We start from the raw sequence: 22844 nt of genomic DNA on the forward strand, positions 1-22844 counted from the left end.
ACCCGCTCCATGTTGACGAAAAACCTGACGCGCATGGGCGCGGTCACCGCCTCGATCATGCTCGCCGCCCTGCTCTCGGGTTGCTCGACTTCGAAGAACAAGGCCGACACCCTCTATGTCGCCCGCGACGTGTCGACCCTCTACAACAGCGGCAAGGCGCGCCTCGATCGCGGCCAGTATAAGCTCGCCGCCGCCCTGTTCGACGAGGTGGAGCGCCAGCATCCCTATTCGCCGTGGGCGCGCCGCGCGCAGCTCATGTCGGCGTTCAGCTATTATATGAACCGGGACTATCCGGAATCCATCTCGGCCGCGCAGCGCTTTCTGTCGATCCACACCGGCAACAAGGATGCGCCCTACGCCTATTATCTGATCGCGCTCTGCTATTATGAGCAGATGGCCGACGTCACCCGCGACCAGAAGATCACGCAACAGGCGCTGGACGCGCTGGGCGAACTGATCCGCCGCTATCCCGACACGCGCTACGCTGCTGATGCCCGGCTGAAGGTCGACCTGGTGAATGATCACCTGGCCGGCAAGGAGATGGAGATCGGCCGATTCTACCAGCGTCGCGGCCAGTGGCTCGCCGCCACGCTGCGCTTCCGCACCGTGATCGACAAATATCAGACCACCACCCACACGCCCGAGGCGCTGGAGCGTCTGGTCGAATCCTATCTCTCGCTCGGCATCCCTGCCGAAGCGCAGAAGGCCGCCGCCGTGCTGGGCCGCAACTATCCCGGCAGCAAATGGTATGAGCGCAGCTACAAGCTGATGCAGGAACATGGCGGCAAGGCCTGATCCTTCTTGTTCCCCTCCCGTTTGCGGGAGGGGCTAGGGGTGGGCCGCGAGCGTAGCGAGCGTTCAGCCTCGGCGTCCCGCAGCGCCGCTTCGCGGCGCACCCACCCCCGACCCCTCCCGCAAGCGGGGAGGGAGAGTTTCCTGCTTTGCTGACCGCGCTCGCCATCCGCAATGTCGTGCTGATCGAGGCGCTGGACCTGGAGTTCGGCGCCGGCCTGTCCGTGCTGACCGGCGAGACGGGCGCGGGCAAGTCGATCCTGCTCGATTCGCTGGGGCTGGCGCTGGGCGCGCGCGCCGACACCGGCCTCGTCCGCAATGGCGAGGCGCAGGCGAGCGTCGTCGCCGCGTTCGAGCCGCCCGCCGCCGATCATCGCGCCACGGCGCTGCTGGTCGAGAATGGCATCGACATCGAACCGGGCGAGCCTTTGCTGATCCGCCGGCTGGTGAAGGCCGATGGCGGCAGTCGCGCCTTCGTCAACAACCAGCCCTGTTCGGCGGCATTGCTGCGCGACCTTGGCGGATCGCTGGTCGAGATTCATGGCCAGCATGACGATCGGGGCCTGCTCAACCCGCGCGGCCACCGCGCGCTGCTCGACAGCTATGGCCGGTGCGAGGCCGAAGCGGTCGCCGCCGCCCATGCCGCCTGGCGCGCGGCCGCCAGTGCGCTCGGTGAGGCCCGCGCGATCGTCGACAATGCCGCGCGCGACCGCGATTATCTGACCCATGCGGTCGAGGAATTGCGCAAGTTCGATCCGCAGGCCGGCGAGGAAGCGGCGCTGGCTGAGGAGCGCGCGACCATGCAGAAGGGCGCGCGCCTGTCCGACGACCTCAGCGCCGTCAGCGACTGCCTGACCGGAACGGACGGCGGCCTTGCCCAGTTGCGACAGGCCGCGCGCCGGCTCGACCGCATTGCGGGGGAAGAACCGCTGCTGACCGCCGTGCTCGAAGCGCTCGACCGCGCCGTGGTGGAGGCGGGAGAGGCGGAGGACCGGCTCGTCGAAGCCGCCGAGGCGCTGAGTTTCGACCCCGCGCGCCTCGACGTGATCGAGACGCGGCTGTTCGACCTGCGCGGCCTGGCCCGCAAGCATCAGGTCGCGCCCGACGACCTTGCCGCCCTGCGCGATGAGATGGCGGCGAAGTTGGCCGCGATCGAGGGCGGGGAAGAGCATATCGCGACGCTGGAGGCCGATCTCGCAGCGAAGGCGGCTGCCTATCGCGCCGCAGCGCAGGCGCTGTCGGCGGAACGCCAGTTGGCCGCCGGCCGGCTTGACGCGGCCGTCGCCGGCGAACTCGCGCCGTTGAAGCTTGATGCCGCCCGCTTCCGCACGGTGGTCGCGCAACTGGACGAAGGCCAGTGGAGCGCACAGGGCATGGACCGGGTCGAATTCGAAATCTCGACCAACCCTGGCGCGCCCTTCGCGCCGTTGGCGAAGATCGCGTCGGGCGGCGAATTGTCGCGCTTCATCCTCGCCTTGAAGGTCGCGCTGGCCGAACGGGGCGGGGCGGATACGTTGATCTTCGACGAGATCGACCGGGGTGTGGGCGGCGCGGTGGCGGACGCCCTCGGGGAGCGCCTCTCGCGGCTCGCCCGCAGCAACCAGATCCTGGTCGTCACCCACAGCCCGCAGGTCGCCGCGCGCGGCGCGGGCCATCTGCTGATCGCGAAATCCAGCGACGGCACGGTGACGCGCACCGGCGTCCACGCGCTGGACGACCGCGAACGCCGCGAGGAAATCGCACGGATGCTGTCGGGGGCCGAGATCACGGCGGAGGCAAGGGCGCAGGCAGAGCGGTTGCTGGAGGCTTGACTCCCCCTTCCGTTCGGTTCGAGCTTGTCGAGAACCTTGCGCAAGGTTCTCGACAAGCTCGAACCGAACGGGGAGAAGGGTGCATGACCCATAACCGCAGAGATATGCTCGGCCTCACCGCCGCTGCCATGGCCGCCGCCGCCGTCCCAGCCGCCGCGCAGGAGGCAAAGCCCAGATTCGGCCTGATCGGGCAGATGCTTAGCGCACCCGGCAAGCGCGACGAACTGGTCGGCTATTTGAAGGACGCCATCGGCGCGATGCCGGGCTGCCTGTCCTATGTCGTGGCGCTCGACACCGCCAATTCCGACGCCATCTGGATCACCGAAGTCTGGGACAGCCGCGAAAGCCATGCCGCGTCGCTCAAACTCCCCGCTGTCCGCGCCGCCATCGCCAGGGCAAAGCCGATCATTGCGGGCTTCCCCCAGCATTTCGAGACGGTGCCGGTAGCGGGAATCTGAAGCCGGGGCTAAAGCATCCCCATGACCGATCCCGCGACCCTCACCGAAGCCGAAGCCGCCAACCGCCTGATGCGCCTTGCCAAGGAGCTGGCGCGGCATAACCGGCTCTATCATGATCAGGATGCGCCCGAGATCAGCGACGCGGATTATGACGCGCTGATCCGCGAGAATAACGCGCTGGAGGCCCAGTTCCCGCACCTGATCCGCGCCGATTCACCCAATGCGCAGGTGGGCGCGGCCGCGACGTCGACGCTGAAGAAAGTGCCCCATGCCGTCCGCATGATGAGCCTCGACAACGGCTTTTCCGACGAGGACATTGCCGAATTTCTCGCCCGCGTCCGCCGCTTCCTCGCGCTGCCGGAGGCCGAACCGCTGGCGCTGACCGCCGAACCGAAGATCGACGGCCTGTCCTGCTCGCTGCGCTATGAGCAGGGCGAACTGGTGCTGGCCGCGACCCGTGGCGACGGTATGACGGGCGAGGATGTCACCGCGAATGTCCGCACCATCGCCGACATTCCGCAGCGCCTGGCCGGCCCGAACATCCCCGACCTGTTCGAAGTCCGGGGCGAGGTCTATATGGCGAAGGATGATTTCGTCGCGCTGAACGAGCGGCTGCTGGCCGAAGCCGGCGAGCCGGAAAAGGCGCGCCAGTTCGCCAATCCGCGCAACGCCGCCGCCGGATCGCTGCGCCAGAAGGACGCCACCGTCACCGCCAGCCGCCCACTGCGCTTCCTGGCCCATGGCTGGGGGGCGCACAGCGCGCTGCCCGCCGACACGCAACTGGGGGTGATGCAGGCGATCGCCGGCTGGGGCCTGCCGGTGTCGGCCATGCTCGCCTGCGTCGACAGCCTCGACGCGCTGATCGCCCATTATCGCGCGATCGAGGCGGCGCGCGCCGACCTGCCCTTCGATATCGACGGCGTGGTCTACAAGGTCGACCGGCTCGACTGGCAGCAGCGGCTGGGCTTCGTCGCCAAGGCGCCGCGCTGGGCCATCGCCCATAAATTCCCCGCCGAACGGGCACAGACGACGCTGGAGGCCATCGACATCCAGGTCGGACGCACCGGCAAGCTGACCCCGGTGGGCCGCCTCACCCCCGTCACCGTGGGCGGCGTGGTCGTCTCCAATGTGACCTTGCACAATGCCGATGAGATTGCGCGGCTTGGCGTCCGCCCCGGCGACCGCATCGTCGTCCAGCGTGCGGGCGACGTCATCCCGCAGGTGGTCGACAATCTCACCCGCGACGAGCCGCGCGATCCCTTCCATTTCCCGACCCATTGCCCGGTCTGTCAGTCCGAAGCGGTGCGTGAGGAGGAAGAGGTCGATTATCGCTGCACCGGCGGCCTGATCTGCCCGGCCCAGCGCTTCGAACGGCTGCGTCACTTCGTCAGTCGCGGCGCGCTGGATATCGAAGGGCTGGGAGAGAAGACGATCCAGGAATTTCTCGACCTGGGCTGGGTCACCGAACCGGCCGATATCTTCCGCCTCAAGAAATATGGCTCGGAGCTGCTTGGCCGTGAGGGGTGGAAGGAAAAGTCGGTCGACAATCTGCTCGCCGCGATCGAGGCGAAGCGCCAGCCCGACGCCGCGCGTCTGCTGTTCGGCCTGGGCATCCGTCATGTCGGCGCGGTGACGGCGCGCGATCTGTTGAAGCGTTATACGACGCTGCCGGGCGTTCGCGCGTTGGCGCAGGAAATCATCGCCCTGCGCGACGCGGCCGATCCGGCGGAAACGCAGGCAAAGCGCGACAAGGCGATCGCCGAGCATATCGGCGTCGAGAATGTCGGCGCGGCGGTGGGCCATGCGCTCGCGGACTTCTTCCACGAGCCGCATAATGTGGAGGCGTGGGACGATTTGCTGAGCGAGGTGTCGCCGCCCGATTATGTGGTGGAGACCACCGCCAGCGCGGTCACGGGCAAGACGGTCGTGTTCACCGGCAAGCTGGAGACGATGAGCCGCGACGAGGCCAAGGCACAGGCCGAACGGCTGGGCGCGAAGGCGGCCGGATCGGTCAGCGCCAAGACCGATCTGGTCGTGGCGGGGCCGGGCGCGGGCACCAAGCTGAAGCAGGCGACCGCGCTGGGGATCGAGGTGATCACCGAAGAGGCATGGGCGGAAATCGTCAAGGCGGCAGGATAAATCTGCCGGGCTGGGACGAGTTAACCGGCCCTCCGTTCGTTTCGAGCCTAGTCGAGAAACGGATAGCGCATCCCAGCGTTTCTCGACACGCTCGAAACGAACGGGCTTTGAGGGAATTTGAAGCAGGCAAGGTCAGCCAAGAAAAAGGCCGCCAAAGGCGACCTTTTCCCCAAGCCGGATAGCGAAAATCCCGCCCCCTCAGAACACCGGCATGTTCGCCGGATCGTCCGGGTCCGCGACCGGCGTGGGGATGGGCGACACCGACGAGTGGATGCCGCATTCCACCTTGTCCCAGCCGCGCCAGCGGCCCGCGCGCGGGTCTTCGCCGGGCAGCACCTTGGACGTGCAGGGTTCGCAGCCGATCGACAGATAGCCCTGGCTCTCAAGCGGATGGCGCGGCAGGTCATGCTCGGCGAAATAGGCTTCCAGATCGGCCTTGGTCCAGTCGCCCAGCGGGTTGAGCTTCAGCCGGCCATCCTCCACCTCGAAGCGGGGCAGGTTCTGGCGCGTCACCGACTGGAACGCCTTGCGGCCCGAAATCCAAGCGTCCAGGCCATCCTTGGCGCGCTTCATCGGTTCCACCTTGCGGATGTCGCAGCAGCCGTCGGGGTCATAGGACCAGCGAAGGCCCGTCTCGTCCTTCTTCGCGATCACGTCGGCCAGCGGCGCGATCGTCCGGCTGTCGGTGAAGCCCATCCGGGCGATGAGCGTGTCGCGATAGTTCAGCGTCTCGGCGAACATCTTGAGCGTATCGACGAAGATCACCGGAACATTCCGGTCCGCCCTGGCCACCAGATCGAGCAGCACCGCGCTTTCCGTGCCGAAGGAGGAGACGACGGCGACATTGCCGGCGAGGCCTTCCGCGAACACGGTCCTGAGCATGGTCAGCGTATCGACGCCCTCGAACCGCGCGTTGAGCGCGTCGGCTTGCGCCTGGGTGAAGGCGGGGCGGGTGTCGATCACATCAATCTGGCGGGCGGGTTCAGCCATCTATTTTCTCCGGGTGCCGTTTCGCCCAGACGGGGCTACGGCCATCGATCGCCTTCTGATAGACGTCGGCATAGCGACCCAGCGCGCGCTCCACGGCGGCGTCATCCAGCGGCTTTGCGGGATGGAAGCTGTCGAAGCCGCAGCGGCGCATGGCATTGATCTGGTCGACCAGCACATCGCCCACGGCGCGCAGTTCGCCCCGATAGCCCGATTCGCGCAGGATGCGGGCGGCCGAATAGCCGCGCCCGTCGCCATAGGCCGGGAAGTTCACCTCGACGAGGGAGAGCCGGTCGAGGAAAGGCAGCAATTCGCGTGCATCCTCGCCCGCCTCGATCCGCACCGCGGTCGAGTTGGACTGGCCGGTGAAGGATTCGACCGTGACGGCCGGTTCCTGCGCGGCTTCGCCGTCGCGGAAGGAGAGGAACTCAACCATAGATCGCCTCCTTGAAGGGCTTCATGCCGATGCGGCGATAGGTGTCGAGGAAGCGCTCCCCGTCGGTGCGTTCGGCGAGATAGATGTCCGTGACTTTCTCGATCGCGTCGACCACGCCGTCCTCGGAGAAGCCGGGACCGGTGATCTGGCCGAGCGACGCATCCTCCGCGCCCGATCCGCCGAGCAGGAGCTGGAAATTCTCCACGCCCTTCCGGTCGACGCCCAATATGCCGATATGGCCGGCATGATGGTGACCGCAGGCGTTGATGCAGCCCGAAATCTTGAGCTTCAGTTCGCCCAGTTCCGCCTGACGCTCGGCATCGGCGAAGCGCTGCGCGATCTTCTGCGACAGCGGGATCGAGCGCGCATTGGCGAGCGCGCAATAATCGAGGCCAGGGCAGGCGATGATGTCGGTGATGAGGTCCAGATTGGCTTCGGCCAGACCCGCTTCCTCCAGCTTCTGCCAGATGGTGTAAAGGTCGGCCTTCTTCACATGCGGCAGGACCAGATTCTGCGCATGGGTGACGCGGATTTCATCGAACGAATAGCGCTCGGCAAGAGCGGCGACCAATTCGATCTGCTCGGCCGACGCATCGCCGGGAATGCCGGTCAGCGGCTTCAGGCTGATATTGACGATCGCATAGCCCGGCTGTTTGTGCGTCGCGACCTGCCGGTCGACCCACAGGGCGAAGGCCGGGTCGCTGCGGTCGATGTCCTCGCTGAGGCCCGTTTCATAGGCGGGCGCGGCGAAGAAGGCGCGGATGCGGTCCAGTTCCTCGGTCGGCGGGTTGATGCCAAGGGTCCGCATATGCGCGAACTCCTCCTCGACCTGACGCTTATATTCTTCGACGCCGATTTCGTGGACGAGGATCTTGATCCGCGCCTTATATTTATTGTCGCGGCGGCCGTAGCGATTATAGACGCGCAGGCAGGCTTCCAGATAGGAGACGATCTCCTCTTCGGGCACGAAATCGCGGATCAGCGGGGAGACCATCGGGGTGCGGCCCATGCCGCCGCCGGCATAGACTTCGGCGCCGATCACGCCATCCTTGGACACCAGCTTCAGGCCGATATCGTGCAGGCGCATCGCCGCGCGATCGTCGTCCGACGCGATCACCGCGATCTTGAACTTGCGCGGCAGATAGGTGAATTCCGGGTGGAAGCTCGACCATTGGCGCAGCAGTTCGGCCCAGGGGCGGGGGTCCGCCACCTCGTCGGCACTGACGCCGGCATATTGGTCCGAACTGATGTTGCGGATGCAGTTGCCGCTGGTCTGGATGGCGTGCATTTCGACCGTCGCCAGCTCGGCGAGAATGTCGGGCGCGTCGGCCAGCTTGATCCAGTTGTACTGGAGGTTCTGGCGCGTGGTGAAGTGGCCATAGCCCTTGTCATATTTCGCCGCGATCTCGCCCAGCTTGCGCATCTGCTTGCCGCTCAGCGTGCCATAGGGGATGGCGACGCGCAGCATATAGGCGTGCAGTTGCAGATAGAGGCCGTTCATCAGCCGCAGCGGCTTGAACTGGTCCTCGGTCAGGGCGCCGGACAGGCGGCGCTGCACCTGGTCGCGAAATTCCTCGACACGGGCGTCGACGATGGACTGGTCATAGCTGTCATAGCGATACATGGTCAGATCACCCAGTTGCCGGCATCGGCGTCATTTGGTTTGAGGTTCAGGTCGGGGCGCACCGTCGGGCCGCGCGCGCGGATGCGATCCTTGATATGGGCCGGGCGGACGCCTTCGTCGGTGACGGTCGCGTCGATCACATAGGCGCCCACGACGCGCAGCGCGGCTTCCTCGGTGCGGGCGAGGTCGTCGCCATGCTCGCCGACATCGACGCTGTCGCCGACCTGCCGCGACCAGCCGTCGCCCGCCCACCAGATGACGTCGCCGCTCACCAGGTCATTGCCCGTCAATATCTTCATTCTACCCTTTTCCAATCTGGCCTTTTCCCGTTGGGGCCGGTCGTTGCCGAACCTTCCATGTTCCGTGCCATGTCGCGATAGGCGATCAGGCTATCGCGCGCCAGCGCAAGGGCCGCCACCTCGCCGACCACGATCAGGGCCGGGCTTTTCACCTCTTCCCGCGCCACCATGTCGCCCAGGTCGGCGAGCAGGGTGCGCAAGGTCCGCATGTCGGCGCGCGTGCCATTTTCCAGCACCGCCACCGGAATGGCGGGTGACACGCCATCGGCGATCAGCTTGTCGGCGATGTCGGCGGCGGTCGCGACGCCCATATAGATGACGAGCGTGCGGCCCTTGCCCGCCAGTCCCGACCAGTCCTGATCGGTCAGCCCCTTGCACTGGCCCGCAACGAAGCTGACCGCGCTCGACGCCTCGCGGTGGGTGAGGGGGAGTTGCGCCTGCGCCGCGCTGCCGATCGCGGCGCTGATGCCCGGCACCACCTCCACCGGCACGCCTGCCGCGCGGCAGGCGTCGACTTCCTCGCCGCCCCGGCCGAAGATGAAGGGATCGCCGCCCTTCAACCGCACGACGTTGCGCCCTTCGCGGGCGAGATCGACGAGCAGGGCGTTGATCCCCTCCTGCGGCATGGAATGGCGGCTGCGCTGCTTGGCGACGGAAATGCGTTCGGCTTGCGGAGAGGCGAGGGCGAGGATGGCGTCCGACACCAGCCCGTCATGCACGATCACGTCGGCTGCGGCGATCAGGCGCGCGGCCTTCAGCGTCAACAGGTCCGGATCGCCCGGTCCGGCGCCGACCAGATGGACGGTAGCAGGTGCATGTTCAGCCATGCTGGCCCACATGGCGAATGCGCCGCGCGAGTTCAATTCAGAATGGGTATGGCGGGGATTAGGAAATGTTTTTGCGTGGTGGGGGGATAGGGAGGCGAGGTCTCGACGGAGTGGCTATAAGCAACCCTGGATGCTGACTTTCGTCAGCATGACGGGAGTGGGTAGTTAGCGGTCCGTCCGCTTTGAAGAGACGATAGCCGGTAACGGCCGTTCAGCGCAGCGTGCACCCGTGCCTATTAATAATATTCATGATAGACTTATGTCGTCTAGTTCTTGCTCCCGTATTATTCGGCCTGCGTAATCTGCTCCGCTACTAACTCGGTTCGTTTTCCGTCAAAGAAGAGGAGGCCACGCACCCTAACTTTATACTTTGGCCACCCCTCGCCATTGCCCGCTCGATGGAAATCCATGCGCAGTGCGTCGTCCGTGGCGTTTGGCGTTAGTTGGAAAGAGCGGCCGATCACGCGCCTATCGTCGGACACGAACGCCGTGACCTCCCGTCCTAATGTCAAAGTGCCGACGGCATCAACGCGGGTGACAGTCTTCGCGCATTCCGAAGGGCGCAATCTTGTTGAAATGAGGCCGCCAAACAGGCGATCCCAGAGGACAATTCCACATGGTTGGAAACGAAGAGATGCGTACCAAATCGAGAACGCCAAGAGCCATAAGAGGCAAATACAAAGGGCGAACCACAATAAGCCCTTGCCCAAAATCTTCACCGGCAAATTAAATAGCGCCTTCATCGAAGCCCCCTTATCACAACCTACGATGGCATAGGCGATGAATGTCCGCAAACGGGCGAGGCAACGTCACGCAGTTACGGCAAAAATGGTCGCTTTCAGATGGTCGGAATAGACGGATCGGGTCAGGATCGAGGGGGCTTTACCCACCCCCCGGCGAATTATGCCCGCCCGCCGGCACCGGCCCGCCGCTCGGCGCATGGCCATGGTCGGGATTGCTGTCCCAGTCGATATGATAGAGGTCGAACCGCCGGTCGCGCAGGTTACGTACCGTGCCCTCGGCGCGCGCCCAGCTGAGGTCGGCCAGATTGACGTCCGCCATGGTCAGCGTCTCGACATTCTCGGTCGATTCCGCCGCGATGCCGTCGCGCGCGAAGGGCAGGTCGCAGGGCGTGAGGATCGCGCTTTGGGCATATTGGATGTCCATATTGTCGACATTGGGCAGGTTGCCGACATTGCCCGACATGACGACATAGCATTGATTTTCGATCGCCCGGGCCTGCGCGCAATAGCGCACGCGCATATAGCCGAGCCGCGAGTCGGTGCAGAAGGGCACGAAGATGATGCGCGCGCCCTGATCGACGAGCCGCCGGCCCAGTTCGGGAAATTCGCTGTCGTAACAGATGAGCACGCCGATCGGACCGCAGTCAGTCTGGATGACGTCGAGCGCGTCGCCGCCCTTGATGTTCCACCAGAAGGCTTCATTGGGGGTCGGGTGGATCTTTTCCTGCGTATGGACCGATCCATCCCGAAGGGCGACATAGGCGATATTCTGGATGTCGCCATCGTCGGCGCGGGTCGGGTGGGAGCCGCCGATGATATTGATATTATATTCCAGCGCCATCCGCGTCAGTTCCTTGGTCAGGCGCGGGGTGTAGCCGGTCAGCCGGTCGATCGCTTCGATAGGGGAAAGCTTCTTCGTCTCGAAGGACAGGAGCGGCAGGGTGAACAGTTCGGGAAAGACGATGAAGTCGGAGCGATAGTCCGCCGCCACGTCGACGAAATATTCGATGTTGCGGACGAATTCGTCGAAATCCTTCACCGCGCGCGCCTGAAGCTGGCAGGTGGCGAGGCGGACGCTCTCGACCCCGCGCGGCACCCGCATCTCGGGGGCCTCGTCGGGATCGACATAGGGGTTGCGCCAGACCAGATGAGCGGCGTGGCCGTCCGACTGCCGGTCTTCCGGCAGATAATTTTCGAGGACGCCCAGCGGTTCGAACTGGTTCTTGAGCTGAAAGCTGATGACCTGATCGCGCAGCTTGCCCTGGACCACTTTCTCCAGATAGTCGGCCGGGCTGCCGGCGCGGCGCTTGGCGCGGGCATAGCCGGGCATCCGACCGGCGATGACGATGCCGTGCAGGTCCAGTTCCTCGGCTAGTTCCTTGCGCTCGTCATAGAGGCGCTGGCCGATGCGCAGCCCGCGCAGCTTCGGGTCCACCGCCATCTCATAGCCATAGAGCCATTCGCCCGCCGCGCTGTGCCGCGTGCCGAAGCCGTTGGCGGTGATCTCCTCCCAGTCATGATAGGAAAAGGCCATGCTCTTGCTGACGCGCATGGTGGCGCAATAGCCCACGACCCTGTTGTCATAGAGAGCGACGAAGCAGCCGGTCGGGAAATTGTTGATCTGCCCGCGCAGGGTGGCGAGCGAATAATTGGGCAGGCCGGGATAGACGCGGGCGATCAGCCGCTGGATACCACGCACGTCGGACGGCACGGCCGCGCGAACCTCCAGGCGTTTCTGGGCGGTGGTGGTCATCTGCTCGTCTCCTGCCTTCTCACCCGGAATTAGTCACGGAGGGATGGTCCCTCCCTCCGACCCGCCGGTCAGATACGAAAAAGGCGGCGCCGGGATGCGGCGCCGCCTCGTTCCGTTATCGAACTGAAACCGCAAGAGCGGTCATCAGTTCCAGCCCTTTAGGCCCACTGCCCCATTTCGGCTTCGAGGTTGACGCGGATCTGCTCGAAGAACTGCTCCGTGGTCATCCAGGCCTGATCCGGGCCGATCAGCAGCGCCAGATCCTTGGTCATCGCACCGCTTTCGACGGTCTTGATGCAGACCTTCTCCAGCGTTTCGGCGAAGCGCACGACATCGGGCGTCTCGTCGAACTTGCCGCGGAACTTGAGGCCGCCGGTCCAGGCGAAGATCGAGGCGATCGGGTTGGTCGAGGTCGCCTTGCCCTGCTGGTGCTGGCGATAGTGGCGGGTGACGGTGCCGTGCGCCGCTTCGGCTTCGACGGTCTTGCCGTCGGGCGAAAGCAGGACAGAGGTCATGAGGCCGAGCGAGCCGAAGCCCTGCGCGACCTGGTCCGACTGGACGTCGCCGTCATAATTCTTGCACGCCCAGACGAATTCGCCGCTCCACTTGAGCGCCGAGGCGACCATGTCGTCGATCAGGCGATGTTCGTAGACGATGCCGGCATCCTTGAACTTCTGCGCGAAGCCTTCGGTTTCGAACACTTCCTGGAACAGATCCTTGAAACGGCCGTCATAGGCCTTGAGGATGGTGTTCTTGGTCGACAGATAGACCGGCCACTTGAGGTTGAGGCCATAGTTGAACGAGGCGCGCGCGAAGTCGCGGATCGAATCGTCGAGATTGTACATCGCCATGGCGACGCCGGACGAGGGGAAGTTGAACACTTCGCGATCGATCGTCTCGCCATTTTCGCCTTCGAAGACGAGGCGCAGCTTGCCCGGGCCGGGCACCTTGATGTCGGTGGCGCGATACTGGTCGCCAAAGGCATGACGGCCGACGACGATCGGCTTGGTCCAGCCGGGGATCAGGCGGGGGACGTTGGAGATTACGATCGGCTCGCGGAAGACGACGCCGCCCAGGATGTTGCGGATCGTGCCGTTGGGCGACTTCCACATTTCCTTGAGGCCGAATTCTTCGACGCGGGCTTCGTCGGGGGTGATGGTGGCGCACTTCACGCCGACGCCATATTCCTTGATCGCGTTCGCGGAATCGATGGTGATCTGGTCGTTCGTCTCGTCGCGCTTCTCAACGCTGAGATCATAATATTTGAGGTCGATGTCGAGATAAGGGAGAATGAGGCGCTCGCGGATCCATTCCCAGATGATCCGGGTCATTTCGTCGCCGTCGATCTCCACGACGGGGTTTTTCACCTTGATCTTCGCCATAGCGCCTATTCGCTTTCTTCTGCTTGGGTGGAATATGGGGACGCCCTAGGGAAAGCGACGCCAATGTTCAACCATGGAAGGGCAGGAATCTGCCGCGTGCGGAGCCATGCGCCGGATCGGTCGTTGTCAGGGGAACGGTCTCTCCCTAAAGACGGTGCCCATGGAGAATGACGAGATCACGATTGCCGCCGGCGGCAATGTCAAATGGCGCTTCCCTTCGGTCCATCCGGAGGGGATGAAGTTCGGCCTGATCGCAGTGGCGATCACCGCTGTCCTGTTCCTGCTGGGGTGGGAGATACTGGGCTGGCTGATGGTCATGGTGTCGATCTGGGTCTTCGCCTTCTTCCGCGATCCCGTGCGCGCCGTGCCGCAGGATGAAGGGGCGGTCATCGCGCCCGCCGATGGTCTGGTGACGCTGATCCAGCGGGTGCCGCCGCCGCGCGAGATGGCGGGCGAAAACGGCCTGGGCGACCAGCCGCTGATCCGCGTGTCGATCTTCATGAGCGTGTTCGACGTGCATATCAACCGCACGCCGATCGGTGGGACGGTGAAGTCGGTCGTCTATATCTCCGGCAAATTCCTCAATGCCGACCTGGACAAGGCGAGCGAGGATAATGAGCGCCAGCATATATTGGTCGAGCGCCATGACGGGCTGCGCGTCGGCTTTACCCAGATCGCCGGCCTGGTGGCGCGGCGCATCGTGCCCTTCGTCAAGCCCGGCGACATGGTCGCGGCGGGGCAGCGCATCGGCCTCATCCGCTTCGGCAGCCGCGTCGACGTCTATCTGCCCGCCGGCACCGCCCCGCGCGTGATCCTGGGCCAGCGAACCATCGCGGGCGAAACCATCCTGGGTCAGATCGGCGACCGCCGCGTGGTGCCGGGCATTCAGCAGTGAGCATGGCTTTGCCTTTTATCTCCGTTCGGGCTGAGCCTGTCGCAGCCTCGCACTTCCTTTCGGAAGAAAAGGGCAGCCCCCTTCGGCGTCGCTCAGGTTCAAACGAGGCCCGTGACTCGTTTGAAGCTTCGACAAGCTCAGGGCGAACGGTAAAGTGGGCGGAGGCTCTGGGCGCATGAGCCGCCAGCGGCGCACGGTACCCCGCGGGCTGCGGCGGGGGATCACGCTGCGGATGCTGGCGCCCAATGCGGTGACGGCGATGGCGCTGTGCTTCGGCCTGACCGGAGTGCGCTACGGCATTTCGGGCGAGTGGGAGCGGGCGGTGCTGTCCATCCTGTTCGCCGGCGTGCTCGATGGTCTGGACGGCCGCATCGCCCGGTTGTTGCGGGGCGAAAGCCGGTTCGGCGCGGAACTGGACTCGCTGTCCGATTCGATCGCCTTCGGGGTCGCGCCTGCCCTGATCCTCTATCTCTGGTCGCTGCACGCCATGCCGAAATTCGGCTGGATCTTCGCGCTCGCCCATGCGCTGTCCTGCGCCCTGCGCCTGGCCCGCTTCAACGCGAATATCGACGCCGACGAACAGCCGCACAAATCGGCCGGCTTCCTGACCGGCGTGCCCGCGCCGGCGGGGGCGGGGCTGGCCTTCGTGCCGCTCTATCTCTGGCTGGTGACAGGTGAGACGTTTTTCCGCGCCTGGTATGTGGTCGCGCCCTGGACCGCCTTCACCGCTTTCCTGATGATCTCCAACATCGCCACCTATAGCTGGTCGGCGCTGCGGCTGCGCAAGCGCATCCGGCTGGAGGCGATCGCGGTGGCGGGGCTGCTGGCGGCCTTGCTCGTGACCGATCCCTGGCTCACCCTGCTGATCCTGTGCGGGTGCTATATCGTGCTCATTCCCTTCGGGATCATGTCCTACGCCAAGGTGAAGCGGCAGCGCGAGGCGGCGGCCGGCGCCATCTGACGATCAAGCCGCAACCATGTTTCCTGGCAGGGGCAGGCTCGTCTTGCGCAGGCCGTGCGTCACGCGGGGGCGGCTGACGCGGATATGATAGACTTGCGGCGTTTGCGGGATCGGCTGGAACAGCAGGGCGGCCACCATCTTGTCATGATAGGCCGCGAACATCCACGCGATGGTGCCGATCGCCAGCAGGAAGGCGGCGGAAAAGAGAGTCGCTGCAACAAGAGTGAACATATCGACCACTTTCTATCTTGCCATATGAACTTCATGGCGCATTATGGCGATGGAACGGCAGTTAAACCGGCTTTGTTCCACCTGTTCCCCTTATGTTCTCATTCGGGAACGGCGTCAACCCTTGCATTTGCTTTTTTTCGCGGCTAAAGGCGCGCCCATTCCACATGGGAATCAACATATCCGGTGCCTCGCCCGGCCTTTCAGGCTTTGGCTGGTTCCTGATTCCCAGAGGTAGCAACCGGAAGGAGAAAGATTATGGCGGCACCTGTCGTCACCATGCACCAATTGATCGAGGCTGGCGCCCATTTCGGCCACCAGACCCACCGCTGGAACCCGCGCATGAAGCCGTATATCTTCGGCGAGCGCAACGGCATCCACATTCTTGACCTGTCGCAGACCGTGCCCCTGTTCGGCCGCGCACTCGACTTCGTGTCGGCGACCGTCGCCGCCGGCGGCAAGGTGCTGTTCGTCGGCACCAAGCGCCAGGCGCAGGACCCCATCGCCGAAGCCGCCCGCAAGTCGGGCCAGCATTTCGTCAACCATCGCTGGCTGGGCGGTATGCTCACCAACTGGAAGACCATTTCCGGCTCGATCAAGCGTCTGAAGACCCTTGAGGAAAAGCTGTCGGGCGACACCCACGGCTTCACCAAGAAGGAAGTGCTCCAGATGACCCGCGAGCGCGAGAAGCTGGAACTGTCGCTGGGCGGCATCCGCGACATGAACGGCATTCCCGACGTCATGTTCGTGATCGACGCCAACAAGGAAGAGCTGGCGATCAAGGAAGCCAACACGCTGGGCATCCCGGTCGTCGCGATCCTCGATTCGAACGTCTCGCCCGACGGCATCGCTTTCCCGGTTCCGGCGAACGATGACGCCAGCCGCGCTATCCGCCTCTATTGCGACGCCATCGCGGCCGCCGCGACCAAGGGCAACCGTGGCGCGCAGCAGGCTTCGGGCGTCGATCTGGGCGCGCTGGACGAGCCGCTGGCTGAAGAAGTCGTTGTCGAAGCCTGAGAGCGTCGCACGACTGTAGGAATGACAGGCTAGGGCGCGCTCTTCGGGGACGCGCCCTGCCTCATATTTGAAACACTGAACTTTAGGAGCCGAAACATGGCCGAGATTACCGCTGCCGCCGTCAAGGAACTGCGCGACCGTTCGGGCGCGGGCATGATGGATTGCAAGAAGGCGCTCACCGAAGCCAATGGCGACATCGAAGCCGCGACCGACTGGCTGCGCGCCAAGGGCCTGGCCGCCGCGCAGAAGAAGTCGAGTCGCACCGCCGCCGAGGGCCTGGTCGGCGTCGCCGTCGCCGGCACCAAGGGCGTGGCCGTTGAAGTCAACAGCGAAACCGACTTCGTGGCCAAGAACGACCAGTTCCAGGATTTCGTCCGCACCGTTTCGGCCGTCGCGCTGGAAACCGGCGCTGCTGACGCCGAAGCGCTGACCGCGCAGACGCACCCGGCCGGCGGCACGATCGCCGAAAAGCTGGTGTCGAACGTCGCCACCATCGGCGAGAACCAGAATGTCCGCCGGGTCGGCCATGTCGAAGTGAGCGAAGGTGTCGTCGTCCCCTATGTCCATAACGCCGCTGCGCCTGGCCTGGGCAAGATCGGCGTGCTGGTTGCGCTGGAAGGCAACGCGCCCGCCGACGTGCTGGAGCCGCTGGGCAAGCAGCTCGCCATGCACATCGCCGCCGCTTTCCCGCTGGCGCTGTCGGCCGACGACATCGACCCGGCGCTGCTGGAGCGTGAACGCGCGATCGCCGCTGAAAAGGCCGCCGAATCGGGCAAGCCCGCCGAAATCGTCGCCAAGATGGTCGACGGCGCGGTCGCCAAGTTCGCCAAGGAACAGGCCCTGCTCAGCCAGTTGTTCGTGATGGACAACAAGACCCCGGTCGCCGACGTCGTCGCCAAGGCGGCGAAGGATGCCGGCGCGTCGATCACGCTCAAGAGCTACGTCCGCTTCCAACTGGGCGAAGGCATCGAGAAGGAAGTCAGCGACTTCGCCGCCGAAGTTGCCGCCGCCGCCGGCGTCTGATCGCCCGCGCGCGACAGGAAAAGGGAAGGGGCGTTCTCAAGGGGCGCCCCTTTTTCGTTGGACCTGTTTGTCGCTGACACCCGTTGTCGATCCGTGGCTTGCAGCGGTGGTTGATCTTTCCCTATGAAGAGGGCGCTGTCAGCGACAAACGCCCCTTGGCATCCCGGTTTTGCGCCTCTAATGTCCGCGCCGCTTCCCCCTGCCCATTACAAGGATTCTCGCCCCGCATGACCCGGCCAGCCTTCAAGCGCATCCTGTTGAAATTGTCCGGCGAAGTGCTGATGGGACAGGGGCAGTTCGGCATCGAACCCGCGACCGTGGCCCGTGTCGCCGGCGAGATCGCGGCGGCCAAGGACGCGGGATTTGAGCTCTGCGTGGTCGTGGGCGGCGGCAACATCTTCCGTGGGCTGGCGGGCGCGGCCGCCGGCTTCGATCGGGCGAGCGCCGACTATATGGGTATGCTCGCCACCGTCATGAACGCGCTGGCGGTGCAGAATGCGCTGGAGAAGCTGGGCTATGACACGCGCGTCCAGTCGGCCATTCCGATGGCGTCGGTGTGCGAACCCTATATCCGGCGCAAGGCCGTGCGGCACATGGAGAAGGGCCGGATCGTCATCTTCGCGGCGGGCACTGGCAGCCCCTTCTTCACCACGGACACCACGGCGGCGCTGCGCGCGGCCGAAATGAACTGCGACGCGCTGTTCAAGGGCACCAGTGTCGACGGCATCTACAATGCCGATCCCAAGAAGGTGGACGATGCGGTCCGCTATGAGGAGATCAGCTTCGACCAGGTGCTGAACGACAATCTGAAGGTCATGGACGCCAGCGCCATTGCGCTGTGCCGCGAAAATAATATTCCCATCGTCGTCTTCAACATCCGCGAGACGGGCAACCTGGCCAAGGTGCTCGCCGGGGATGGCGTGGCGACGATCGTGCAAAATCAGGAGCGTTGAACCACCATGCCGCAATATAACAAGGCCGACCTCGAACGCCGCATGGCCGGCGCGCTCGAATCGCTGAAGGGCGACCTGTCCGGCCTGCGCACCGGCCGCGCCAATATCCAGCTGCTCGATCCGGTCACGGTCGAAGTCTATGGCGCGCATATGCCGCTGAATCAGGTCGCAACCGTGTCGGCGCCCGAACCGCGGATGCTGTCGGTCCAGGTTTGGGACAAGAGCAATGTCGGTCCCTGCGACAAGGCGATCCGGTCGGCGGGTCTGGGCCTCAATCCGATCGTCGACGGCCAGACGCTGCGCCTGCCGATTCCCGACCTGACCGAGGAGCGCCGCAAGGAACTGGCCAAGCTCGCCAGCAAATATGCCGAAGGCGCGCGCGTCGCCGTGCGCAACGTCCGCCGCGACGGCATGGACAGCCTGAAGGCCGACGAGAAGAAGGGCGAAATCAGCGAAGACGAGCGCAAGCGCCTGGAAACCGAGGTCCAGAAGCTGACCGACGGAAGCATCGCGGATATCGACGCGGCGGCGAGCGCGAAGGAAAAGGAAATCCTCGGCCAGTAAGCCGGGGCTTTCTTTTCGCGGCCAAAGCACGCATGTCTTTCTGATGGCCACACAAGCCAAGCCCGATTTCACCCGCGTCGCGCCTGCCCATGGCGCGCGTCACGTCGCCATCATCATGGACGGCAATGGCCGCTGGGCGAAGAAGCGGTTGCTGCCGCGCATCGCCGGCCATCGCGCCGGGGTGGAGGCGGTGCGCCGCGTCGCCCGCGCGGCGCAGGATATGGGCCTCGAATGCCTGACGCTCTATGCCTTCTCCTCGGAGAATTGGAAGCGGCCCGCGGCCGAAGTGTCCGATCTGATGGGACTGCTGCGCCATTTCATCCAGTCGGACATCGAGGAATTTCATGCCAATGACGTGCGGCTGCGGGTGATCGGCAATTATCGCGCGCTCGAACCGTCGCTGGTCGACCTGATCGAAAGCGCGATGGCGCGCACCGCCGACAATAGCGGTCCGGTGATCGCGATCGCGCTCAACTATGGCGCGCAGGACGAGATGGTCCGCGCGGCGCAGCGTTTGGCCGAGCGCGTGGCGAAGGGCGAACTGGCGGCGCAGGATATCGGCATCGCCGCGATCGACGCCGAACTGGACACCGCCGACCTGCCGCCGCTCGACCTGCTGGTCCGCACCTCGGGCGAGCAGCGGCTCAGCAATTTCATGCTGTGGCAGGCGGCCTATGCCGAACTCTATTTCACCGACATGCTTTGGCCCGATTTCGATGGGCGGGCATTGGCGCAGGCGCTGGACGCCTTTCGCCTGAGGGACCGCCGGTTCGGCGGATTGTGATCCTATGACGAGCGAATTGCGCACCCGCACCATTGTCGGCGTCGCGCTGATCGCGGTGGCGCTGGGTGCCCTGCTGGCAGGCGGGCTGCTGTTCTGGCTGCTGCTGGTGGTCGCCGGCGTGCTGATGCAGGGCGAATGGGGCGACCTGACCGGCGCCACCCCCGACCAGCGCAAGGCGGCGATGTTTGCCGTGTCGATCCCCCTGGCGCTGCTGTGCCCGCTGGCCGCCGGCATCGACTGGCCGGTATTGATGGCCGGGGCGGGGGCCTTCTTCTTCGTCGCCTTCACCAGCCGCAACCTGAAGCTGGCGCTGGGCATTCCCTATATCTGCGTGCCGATCACCGCGCTCCAATATCTGCGGGCGGAAGAACCCTATGCCTATGGGCTGCTGCTCGCCTTCTGGGCGCTGTCGCTGGTGTGGGCGACCGATATCGGCGCCTATTTCGCCGGCCGCTCGATCGGCGGGCCGAAGCTGGCGCCGCGCATCAGCCCGTCCAAGACCTGGTCGGGTCTGGCGGGTGGCGTATTGGCGGCGCTGGTGCTGGGCTTCCTGCTGCACCGCTTCGCCGGCCTGCCGATCCAACTCGCCGCCGCGAGCGGGTTGCTGGCGGTGGCGGCACAACTGGGCGATCTGCTGGAAAGCGCGATGAAGCGCCGGGCGGGGGTGAAGGACAGCGGAACGTTGCTGCCCGGCCATGGTGGCGTGATGGACCGGCTGGACGGCGTGGTCGCCGCCGCGCCGCTCGCCACATTGCTCTATCTGATCCTGGTGCAGGGCGGATGAAGCGCGTTTCCATCTTCGGCGCCACAGGGTCGGTGGGGCTGTCGACGCTGGATTTGGTCCGGCGCGATCCCGATGCCTATCGGGTCGTCGCGCTCACCGCCAACAGCGATGTGGACAATCTCGCGGCGCAGGCGCGCGCGACGGGTGCGCAGATCGCGGTGATCGGGCAGGAGCGGCTTTACGGAGCCCTGAAGGACGCGCTCGCCGGATCGGGGATCGAGGCGGCGGCTGGCGAGGACGCGCTGGTCGAGGCGGCGGCGCTGGGCGCGGACTGGACCATGGCGGCGATCGTCGGCTGCGCGGGGCTGCGGCCCACCATGGCGGCGCTCAAGGCCGGCGGCACCGTGGCGCTGGCCAACAAGGAATCGCTGGTGTCGGCCGGTGGGCTGATGATGGAGGCGGCGCACGCCGCCGACGCGACCCTTCTGCCCGTCGACAGCGAGCATAATGCAATTTTCCAGTGCCTTGCTGACAATAGTTTAGATGCCGTCTCAAGGATCATTCTGACCGCGAGCGGCGGCCCGTTCCGCACGCGCAGCCGCGCCGAGATGGCCGGCATCACCCCGGCGCAGGCGGTGGCGCATCCCAACTGGTCGATGGGCGCGAAGATCAGCGTCGACAGCGCGACGATGATGAACAAAGGGCTGGAACTGATCGAGGCGGCCTATCTCTTCCCGGTCGGGCTGGACCGGATCGAGATACTGGTCCATCCGCAGTCGGTGATCCATTCGATGGTCGAATATCGCGACTGTTCGACGCTGGCACAACTCGGTTCACCCGATATGCGCATCCCCATCGCCCATGCGCTGGCCTGGCCCGGCCGGATCGCGACCCCGTGCCAGCCGCTCGACCTAGCGCGGATTGGCAGGCTCGACTTCGAAGCGCCTGATCCCGAACGCTTTCCGGCGATTCGCCTGACCCGCGCGGCAGCGGCCGAGGGTGGGGCGGCTCCGGCCATTCTCAATGCCGCCAATGAGGTGGCGGTCGCCGCTTTCCTGGCCGGCCGCATCGGCTTCCTTGATATTGCCATGATTGTGGAGGATGTGTTGGAACGGTATAGCGCTCCGGAACCCGACACGATCGACGATGTGCTGGCGGCGGATGCGCAGGCGCGCCGACAGGCGGGCCAAGTGATGGAAAGATTGACGGCTTGATCCAGAATCCCGGTTTCCTGTTGACCGTTCTCGCCTTCGTGGCGGTCATCGGACCGCTCGTCTTCGTGCATGAGCTGGGCCATTATCTGGTCGGCCGCTGGTGCGGGGTGAAGGCGGAGGCCTTTTCCATCGGATTCGGCCCGGAGCTGTTCGCCTGGGTCGACCGGCGCGGCACCCGCTGGCGCGTCGCGGCGCTGCCGCTGGGCGGCTATGTCCGTTTCAAGGGCGACATGAACGCCGCCAGCATGACCGATCCCGCCTGGCTGGAAATGCCGGCGAAGGACCGGGCGGAAAGCTTTCCCGGCAAGCCGCTGTGGCAACGCGCGGCGATCGTGGCGGCAGGGCCGGCGATCAATTTCCTCTTCGCCATCCTGATCCTCGCCACCTTCGCCTTCGTCCATGGCGAAAGCCGCACCCCGGCCGTGGCCGGGCAGGTGCAGGCGGGCAGCGCGGCGGCGGCGGCGGGCATCAAGGCGGGCGACCGCATCGTGTCGCTGGGCGGCCGCGAGATGGCGACCTTCGACGATATCCGCCTCTATGCGCAGATCCGCCCCGGCGAGCCGGTCGAGATCGTGATCGATCGCGGCGGCCAGCGCATCGTCAGGCAGGGGCGTATCGGCAGCGTGGCCGAGGATGACGGCCTGGGCAACAAGTTCAACATCGGCCGGCTGGGGCTGGCGCCGGGCAAGCCGGTGATCGTGCCGGTCAGCCTGTTGCGCGCGCCCATTGTCGCGGTCGAGCGCACCGGCCAGATCGTCCGCACCATGGTCGAAACGCTGGGCCAGATCGTCGGCGGCGGGCGGTCGGTCAAGGAACTGGGCGGGCCGCTCAAGATCGCGCAGGTGTCAGGGCAGGCGGCGACGCTGGGGCTGGAGAGCTTCATCTTCTTCGCCGCGCTCATCTCGATTAACTTGGGGTTCATCAACCTCTTGCCAATTCCCATGCTGGATGGCGGGCATCTGCTCTTTTACGGGATCGAGGCGGTGCAGCGGCGGCCGGTCAGCCCGGCTGCGCAGGAATGGGCCTATCGGTCGGGTCTGGCGGTGCTGATGGCGATGATGCTGCTGGTGACTTTCAACGATTTATCGTCTTTCGGCCTGTGGAAGAGTCTCTCCGGCTTGATCGGCTGACGCGCTTCGGGCAGGGAAGCGCCATTTGGCGGCGTCTGTTGCGGCAGACACATGTTTTTTCGAGTTTTTGAGGTGGAGCGGGTGACAGCGAACAAGAGCA

23 protein-coding genes are annotated in these 22844 nt (G+C 65.1%); 14 read left to right on the forward strand and 9 right to left on the reverse strand.

What is annotated here, in order from left to right; genetic code table 11:
- Positions 1-9 precede the first annotated feature (9 nt).
- The 4 genes from AC58EF_RS15905 (at position 10) to ligA (ending at position 5200) form a co-directional block, all read left to right on the forward strand.
- The gene (locus AC58EF_RS15905) at positions 10-795 is read left to right on the forward strand and encodes an outer membrane protein assembly factor BamD (RefSeq protein ID WP_497277346.1); all 786 of its coding nucleotides are present in this window, start codon (positions 10-12) and stop codon (positions 793-795) included.
- A gap of 146 nt (positions 796-941) precedes the next feature.
- Entirely contained in the window at positions 942-2603 is a 1662-nt protein-coding gene (gene recN, locus AC58EF_RS15910; RefSeq protein ID WP_497277347.1) for a DNA repair protein RecN, read from the forward strand.
- 83 nt (positions 2604-2686) lie between these two features.
- On the forward strand, positions 2687-3061 hold the full coding sequence (locus tag AC58EF_RS15915; RefSeq protein WP_497277348.1) for a putative quinol monooxygenase: 375 nt from the start codon (positions 2687-2689) through the stop codon (positions 3059-3061).
- A gap of 21 nt (positions 3062-3082) precedes the next feature.
- Positions 3083-5200, forward strand: a complete 2118-nt coding sequence (ligA, locus tag AC58EF_RS15920; protein WP_497277349.1) for an NAD-dependent DNA ligase LigA — start codon at positions 3083-3085, stop codon at positions 5198-5200.
- Positions 5201-5398: 198 nt separating this feature from the next.
- On the opposite strand, the gene AC58EF_RS15925 is transcribed toward ligA, so the two are convergent.
- From AC58EF_RS15925 to AC58EF_RS15960, 8 genes are all read right to left on the reverse strand, one after another.
- Positions 5399-6190, reverse strand: a complete 792-nt coding sequence (locus AC58EF_RS15925; RefSeq protein ID WP_497277350.1) for a phosphoadenylyl-sulfate reductase — start codon at positions 6188-6190, stop codon at positions 5399-5401.
- Positions 6183-6623 (reverse strand): DUF934 domain-containing protein, encoded by a 441-nt coding sequence (locus AC58EF_RS15930; RefSeq protein WP_497277351.1) that lies wholly within the window; start codon positions 6621-6623, stop codon positions 6183-6185. Before AC58EF_RS15930 ends, AC58EF_RS15925 begins: the two co-directional genes overlap by 8 nt.
- The gene (locus AC58EF_RS15935; protein ID WP_497277352.1) at positions 6616-8247 is read right to left on the reverse strand and encodes a nitrite/sulfite reductase; all 1632 of its coding nucleotides are present in this window, start codon (positions 8245-8247) and stop codon (positions 6616-6618) included. The genes AC58EF_RS15930 and AC58EF_RS15935 overlap by 8 nt, the downstream gene beginning before the upstream one ends.
- 2 nt (positions 8248-8249) lie before the next feature.
- Entirely contained in the window at positions 8250-8546 is a 297-nt protein-coding gene (locus AC58EF_RS15940; protein ID WP_497277353.1) for a DUF2849 domain-containing protein, read from the reverse strand.
- Positions 8543-9373 (reverse strand): uroporphyrinogen-III C-methyltransferase, encoded by an 831-nt coding sequence (cobA, locus tag AC58EF_RS15945; protein WP_497277354.1) that lies wholly within the window; start codon positions 9371-9373, stop codon positions 8543-8545. The genes AC58EF_RS15940 and cobA overlap by 4 nt, the downstream gene beginning before the upstream one ends.
- Positions 9374-9657: 284 nt before the next feature.
- Positions 9658-10116, reverse strand: coding sequence for a hypothetical protein (locus AC58EF_RS15950; RefSeq protein ID WP_497277355.1), 459 nt, complete (start codon positions 10114-10116; stop codon positions 9658-9660).
- A 139-nt stretch (positions 10117-10255) separates the two neighbouring features.
- The gene (locus AC58EF_RS15955) at positions 10256-11869 is read right to left on the reverse strand and encodes a GNAT family N-acetyltransferase (protein WP_497277356.1); all 1614 of its coding nucleotides are present in this window, start codon (positions 11867-11869) and stop codon (positions 10256-10258) included.
- A 158-nt stretch (positions 11870-12027) separates the two neighbouring features.
- The gene (locus AC58EF_RS15960; RefSeq protein WP_497277357.1) at positions 12028-13251 is read right to left on the reverse strand and encodes an NADP-dependent isocitrate dehydrogenase; all 1224 of its coding nucleotides are present in this window, start codon (positions 13249-13251) and stop codon (positions 12028-12030) included.
- A 160-nt stretch (positions 13252-13411) separates the two neighbouring features.
- Here AC58EF_RS15960 and AC58EF_RS15965 point away from each other — a divergent pair, with 160 nt between their 5' ends.
- A complete protein-coding gene (locus AC58EF_RS15965) occupies positions 13412-14146 on the forward strand; it encodes a phosphatidylserine decarboxylase (RefSeq protein ID WP_497277358.1) in 735 nt (244 codons plus the stop codon).
- 232 nt (positions 14147-14378) lie between these two features.
- Positions 14379-15107 carry a CDP-alcohol phosphatidyltransferase family protein gene (locus tag AC58EF_RS15970; RefSeq protein ID WP_497277428.1) on the forward strand — a complete coding sequence of 243 codons (729 nt, stop codon included), beginning with the start codon at positions 14379-14381 and terminating at the stop codon, positions 15105-15107.
- A 3-nt stretch (positions 15108-15110) separates the two neighbouring features.
- On the opposite strand, the gene AC58EF_RS15975 is transcribed toward AC58EF_RS15970, so the two are convergent.
- A complete protein-coding gene (locus AC58EF_RS15975) occupies positions 15111-15338 on the reverse strand; it encodes a hypothetical protein (RefSeq protein WP_497277359.1) in 228 nt (75 codons plus the stop codon).
- 255 nt (positions 15339-15593) lie between these two features.
- Between AC58EF_RS15975 and rpsB the strand changes: the two genes are divergently transcribed.
- The 8 genes from rpsB to rseP all read left to right on the forward strand — a co-directional run bounded on the left by rpsB (position 15594) and on the right by rseP (position 22744).
- Positions 15594-16352, forward strand: a complete 759-nt coding sequence (gene rpsB, locus AC58EF_RS15980) for a 30S ribosomal protein S2 (protein WP_497277360.1) — start codon at positions 15594-15596, stop codon at positions 16350-16352.
- 96 nt (positions 16353-16448) lie between these two features.
- Complete coding sequence (gene tsf, locus AC58EF_RS15985) at positions 16449-17375, forward strand: translation elongation factor Ts (RefSeq protein WP_497277361.1); 927 nt, start codon at positions 16449-16451, stop codon at positions 17373-17375.
- A 227-nt stretch (positions 17376-17602) separates the two neighbouring features.
- Complete coding sequence (gene pyrH, locus AC58EF_RS15990) at positions 17603-18328, forward strand: UMP kinase (protein WP_497277362.1); 726 nt, start codon at positions 17603-17605, stop codon at positions 18326-18328.
- 6 nt (positions 18329-18334) lie between these two features.
- Positions 18335-18892, forward strand: coding sequence for a ribosome recycling factor (frr, locus tag AC58EF_RS15995; RefSeq protein ID WP_497277363.1), 558 nt, complete (start codon positions 18335-18337; stop codon positions 18890-18892).
- Positions 18893-18935: 43 nt separating this feature from the next.
- The gene (locus AC58EF_RS16000) at positions 18936-19676 is read left to right on the forward strand and encodes an isoprenyl transferase (RefSeq protein WP_497277364.1); all 741 of its coding nucleotides are present in this window, start codon (positions 18936-18938) and stop codon (positions 19674-19676) included.
- A 4-nt stretch (positions 19677-19680) separates the two neighbouring features.
- On the forward strand, positions 19681-20460 hold the full coding sequence (locus tag AC58EF_RS16005) for a phosphatidate cytidylyltransferase (RefSeq protein WP_497277365.1): 780 nt from the start codon (positions 19681-19683) through the stop codon (positions 20458-20460).
- Positions 20457-21614, forward strand: a complete 1158-nt coding sequence (locus AC58EF_RS16010) for a 1-deoxy-D-xylulose-5-phosphate reductoisomerase (protein ID WP_497277366.1) — start codon at positions 20457-20459, stop codon at positions 21612-21614. The genes AC58EF_RS16005 and AC58EF_RS16010 overlap by 4 nt, the downstream gene beginning before the upstream one ends.
- On the forward strand, positions 21611-22744 hold the full coding sequence (gene rseP, locus AC58EF_RS16015; protein ID WP_497277367.1) for an RIP metalloprotease RseP: 1134 nt from the start codon (positions 21611-21613) through the stop codon (positions 22742-22744). Before AC58EF_RS16010 ends, rseP begins: the two co-directional genes overlap by 4 nt.
- Positions 22745-22844 lie beyond the last annotated feature (100 nt).

The organism is Sphingobium sp. WR1 (assembly GCF_059693745.1).